This window comes from Solirubrobacter phytolaccae (genome assembly GCF_027587195.1).
GTDB classification, from domain to species: Bacteria; Actinomycetota; Thermoleophilia; order Solirubrobacterales; family Solirubrobacteraceae; genus Solirubrobacter; species Solirubrobacter phytolaccae.
In genome coordinates this window covers 1-3,889 of the sequence record NZ_JAPDDP010000148.1, presented here as the reverse complement: position 1 = coordinate 3,889, position 3,889 = coordinate 1, and the positions used below count along the sequence as shown (strand labels likewise).

Below are 3,889 nucleotides of genomic sequence, written 5' to 3'. Positions count from 1 at the left end.
ATGTCACCCGTGCCGACCTGGAGGACCTCTTCCTTGCCGTTCTTGGTGATCGTGAACGTCGGGGTGGAGTCGGCGCCGATGGCCTGCGCGTCCTGGTTGGCGGTGGTGAGCGCGGCCTCGGCGTCGTTCGTGTCGGCGTACTTCATGGCGGCGTCCGCGTTCACGCCCGCGGTGGTCGCGACCTGCTCGAGGAAGTCGTCGGTCGCGTAGCCGGAGTTCTCGGTGCCCTGGTTGGCGTAGAACGTCTCGATGAAGCTCCACAGCTTGTTCTGCTGCTGCGCGCCGGCGGCGACGCGGGCGGCCTTGACGGAGTCCGGGCCGAGGAAGTGCATCGTGCGGGCCTGCAGCCTGACCTTGCCGGTCTTCACGTAGTCGTTGATCAGGGTGGGGAGGACGGTCGTGGACGCCTCTGCGCAGATCGGGCACTGCAGGTCGACGTACTCGGTGACGGTCACGGGCGCGTTCGGGTCGCCCAGGACGCCGTTCGCTTCCTGGACGCCATCGACGACGGTGCTGCGGGTGAGGCTCCCGTCGCTGGTGCTCGGCGAGCCGTTCGACGAGGTGGAGACGACGGCCGCGACGATGACGACGACGATCGCGGTCACGAGCCCGGCGCCGAGGATCTGGAAGCGGCGGCGACGGGTGCCCTTGGCGGCCTCAGCGGCCTCCAGCGCCTGGCGGTGCGCACGGCGCTGCTCGCGCAGTTCGCGCTTGTTCATTGGGTAGCTCCTGAAAGTTCGTACTTGGGACTGCGGACGTGTTGCGCGTGAACTACGCGAACACGGGCGGAGCCCGGTCCCGCGACAGGCGGGACGTGCGAACGAGCGGAGGAGCGGCGAGGCGGGCGCCCTGATGGACGATCTCCTCGATGACGACGACGAGCCGTGGTGCCTTCGGGAGCCGGAAGGCGTGGCGTGCGGTCCGCAGCGCGAGCGCGAGCAACGCGCCGCCGGCCGCGGAGAACGCGAGCAGCGGCAACCAGCCGCCGCCGATCAGCGCGCCCGTGCCGAGCGCCTGCGCCAGCACGGCCTGGCCGCCGCACGCGGCGTACAGCCCGGCGGTGGCGACGAGCCACAGCGAGCTTCTCCCGCGCGCCATCCGGCCGACGAACGCCGCGACGACCAGCATGTAGCCGATCAGCAGCAGCGTCCCGGCCGTGCCGAGCGTGCCACTGGACGCGGCGTCCAGGCAGCTCTGCGCGTCAGGACCGCACACGAACGACACCCGCGCCTGATCGAGCCCGACCGCCAGCAACGGCAGGAGCACGAGGGCCCGCACCATCAGTGGCAGTCGATTCAGGAGCGGGCGCACGTGAGTAATGTCGGCATTGTTCCTGCACCGAACCTAAAGGTTCTGCTCGTCGACGGTGGCCAGAGTGGGTGCCGCGTCGCGCTGCGGGTGGACGGCGAGATCGTGGAACGCGTGGCGCTGCCCGGGCTGGCGCGCGCGGGGCGCGACTGGACGCCGCTGCGGGAGCTGGTCGCGCGCTTCGACGCGGACGTCGTGGCCGCGGGCCTGTCGGGTTGGCGCGGCGGGGACGTCGGCGTGCCGATGGTGGTGACCAACGACGCGGTGACCGCCCACCTCGGCGCGCTCGGCGGTGAGCCGGGCGCGGTGATCGTCGCGGGTACGGGCGCGATCGCTTTGGCGGGTCACGAGCACGGCTGGGCGCGTGCGGACGGGTGGGGCACGATGCTCGGCGACGACGGCGGCGGCTACTGGATTGCGCGCCGGGCGCTGGCGGACGCGCTGCGCGCCCACGACGGTCGCGGCGGCAGCGCGGCGTTGCGGGTCGCCGCGGAGGCGCGGTTCGGCGCGCTCGACCAGATCGCGCGCACCGTGTACGACGCGCCGGACCCGGTCGCGACGGTCGCCGCGTTCACGCGCGACGTGGCCGACGTCGCGCGCGGGGGAGACGAGACGGCGGCGGCGATCTTCGCGGCGGCCGGCCGCGAGTTGGCGCGCACGGTGACGGCCGCGATCCTGGGCGCGGGCCTCCTGACGCGCGGCGAGGTCGCGGCCGGCCTCGCCGGCCCCGCCCACGGCGCGCGTGAGCCCGTCGTCGTGTCATGGTCCGGCGGCGTGTTTTCTGCCTGCGACCTCGTGCTCGACCCACTTCGCGCGGCGCTGCCCGCGGGCGTCGAGCTGCGCGCTCCGCTCGGCGACGGGCTCGACGGCGCCGCGGCGCTGCTCGAGGCGCCCGTGCTGTTCTCCGATCTCATCCAGCGACCGTGACGCGGCTCGGGCATCTCTCCACCGAGGGGGCGCGGCCGGAGCGGGCCGAGATCGACCGGCTGCCGACCGCCGAGCTCGTGCGGCTCATGAACGAGGACGACCAGGCCGTGGCGCTGGCCATCGCGGACGCGCAGGCGCAGATCGCCGCGGCCATCGACGCGATCGTCCCGCGGCTGCAACGTGGCGGGCGGCTGATCTACGTCGGCGCGGGCACGGCCGGGCGACTCGGGGTCCTGGACGCGAGCGAGTGCGGGCCGACGTTCAACGCCGACAACGTCGTCGGTTACATCGCGGGCGGGCCCGGCGCGGTGTCGACGGCGACGGAGTCGGCCGAGGACGACCCGAACGGCGCCCTCGCAGACCTCGCCGACCTCACTCAAGACGACGTCGTCGTCGGCATCAGCGCGAGCGGGCGCACGCCGTACGTGCTCGGCGCGGTCGAGCACGCGCGCCAGCGTCAGGCGCTCACGGTCGGCCTCTCTTGCAACGCGGACGCCCCGCTCAGCCAGGCGGCCGACCACGCGATCGAGGTCCTGGTCGGCCCCGAGTTCGTCGCCGGCTCCACGCGCCTGAAGGCCGGCACCGCGCAGAAGCTCGTGCTCAACATGCTCTCGACGCTGACGATGGTGCGGCTCGGCAAGACGTACGGGAACCTGATGGTCGACGTGCGCGTCACCAACGAGAAGCTGCGCGACCGGGCGACGCGGATCGTCGAGCAGGTCACGGGCGCCTCCCGCGACGAAGCCGCGCGGGCGCTCGAAGCCGCGCAGGACGACGCGAAGGTCGCGGCCGTGATGCTCCGCGCGAACGTGTCCGCCGACGAAGCCCGCACGCGCCTCGACACTACCCACGGGCACCTGCGCAAGGCCCTCGGCGAATGAGGGTCGTCGGCCTGATGAGCGGCACGTCGATCGACGCGATCGACGCCGCCATCGCCGACCTCACGCTCGACGGCGAGACCGTCCGGCTGCACCCGCTCGGCTCGGTCCGCGCGCGCTACGACGACGACCTGCGCGAGGAGATTGCCGCCGCGCTTCCGCCCGCGCCGACGACGATGGCGGCGGTGTGCCGGCTGGACACGCGGATCGGCCAGGCGTTCGCCGAGGTCGCGGTGGCGGCGATCGAGCACATCGGCCCGGTCGACCTGATCGTCAGCCACGGCCAGACGCTCTACCACTGGGTGGAAGAGGACCGCGTCAGGGGCACGTTGCAACTCGGCCAGCCCGCATGGATCGCCGAGCGCACGCGCGTCCCCGTGATCAGCGACCTGCGCCCTCGCGACGTCGCCGCGGGCGGCCAGGGCGCGCCGCTCGTCAGCCTCCTCGACGTGCTGCTCCTGAAGGGCCGCCCGGGCATTCCGGCGGCGCTGAACCTGGGCGGGATCGCGAACCTCACCGTGGTCGACGACCATCCCGTCGCGTTCGACACGGGCCCCGGCAACGCGCTGCTGGACGCGGCCGCCCAGCAGCTCCTCGGCGCACCTCACGACGAGGACGGTCGAGCCGCCGCCCGCGGGTCCGTCATTCCCGAGCTGCTCGACCGCCTGCTCGCCGACCCCTACTACGCCCGCCCCGCGCCCAAGACCACGGGCAAGGAGCACTTCAACGCGGCGTACCTCGAGCCCACGAGCCACGCGCCGGACGACGTCCTCGCC

General features: G+C 73.3%; 5 protein-coding genes. 3 read left to right on the top strand and 2 right to left on the bottom strand.

Features of this window, described 5'->3' with window-relative positions; genetic code table 11:
- Together OJ997_RS36020 and OJ997_RS36015 are read right to left on the bottom strand one after the other, a co-directional pair.
- Positions 1-719: DsbA family protein (locus OJ997_RS36020; RefSeq protein WP_270030299.1), on the bottom strand; the 719-nt coding region annotated here is incomplete at its 3' end.
- A 52-nt stretch (positions 720-771) separates the two neighbouring features.
- Positions 772-1,281, bottom strand: a complete 510-nt coding sequence (locus tag OJ997_RS36015; RefSeq protein WP_270030298.1) for a hypothetical protein — start codon at positions 1,279-1,281, stop codon at positions 772-774.
- Positions 1,282-1,413: 132 nt separating this feature from the next.
- Here OJ997_RS36015 and OJ997_RS38010 point away from each other — a divergent pair, with 132 nt between their 5' ends.
- From OJ997_RS38010 to OJ997_RS36000, 3 genes are all read left to right on the top strand, one after another.
- Positions 1,414-2,235 carry an N-acetylglucosamine kinase gene (locus OJ997_RS38010; RefSeq protein WP_270030297.1) on the top strand — a complete coding sequence of 274 codons (822 nt, stop codon included), beginning with the start codon at positions 1,414-1,416 and terminating at the stop codon, positions 2,233-2,235.
- Positions 2,232-3,116 (top strand): N-acetylmuramic acid 6-phosphate etherase, encoded by an 885-nt coding sequence (gene murQ, locus OJ997_RS36005; protein ID WP_270030296.1) that lies wholly within the window; start codon positions 2,232-2,234, stop codon positions 3,114-3,116. The genes OJ997_RS38010 and murQ overlap by 4 nt, the downstream gene beginning before the upstream one ends.
- The coding region (locus OJ997_RS36000; protein ID WP_270030295.1) for an anhydro-N-acetylmuramic acid kinase at positions 3,113-3,889 on the top strand (777 nt) is incomplete at its 3' end. The genes murQ and OJ997_RS36000, both read left to right, overlap by 4 nt.

What these genes read in the sequence shown, in the direction of transcription:
- OJ997_RS36015 (WP_270030298.1), bottom strand. Translation starts at nt 1,281, where the DNA reads ATGGTGCGGGCCCTCGTGCTCCTGCCGTTGCTGGCGGTCGGGCTCGAT.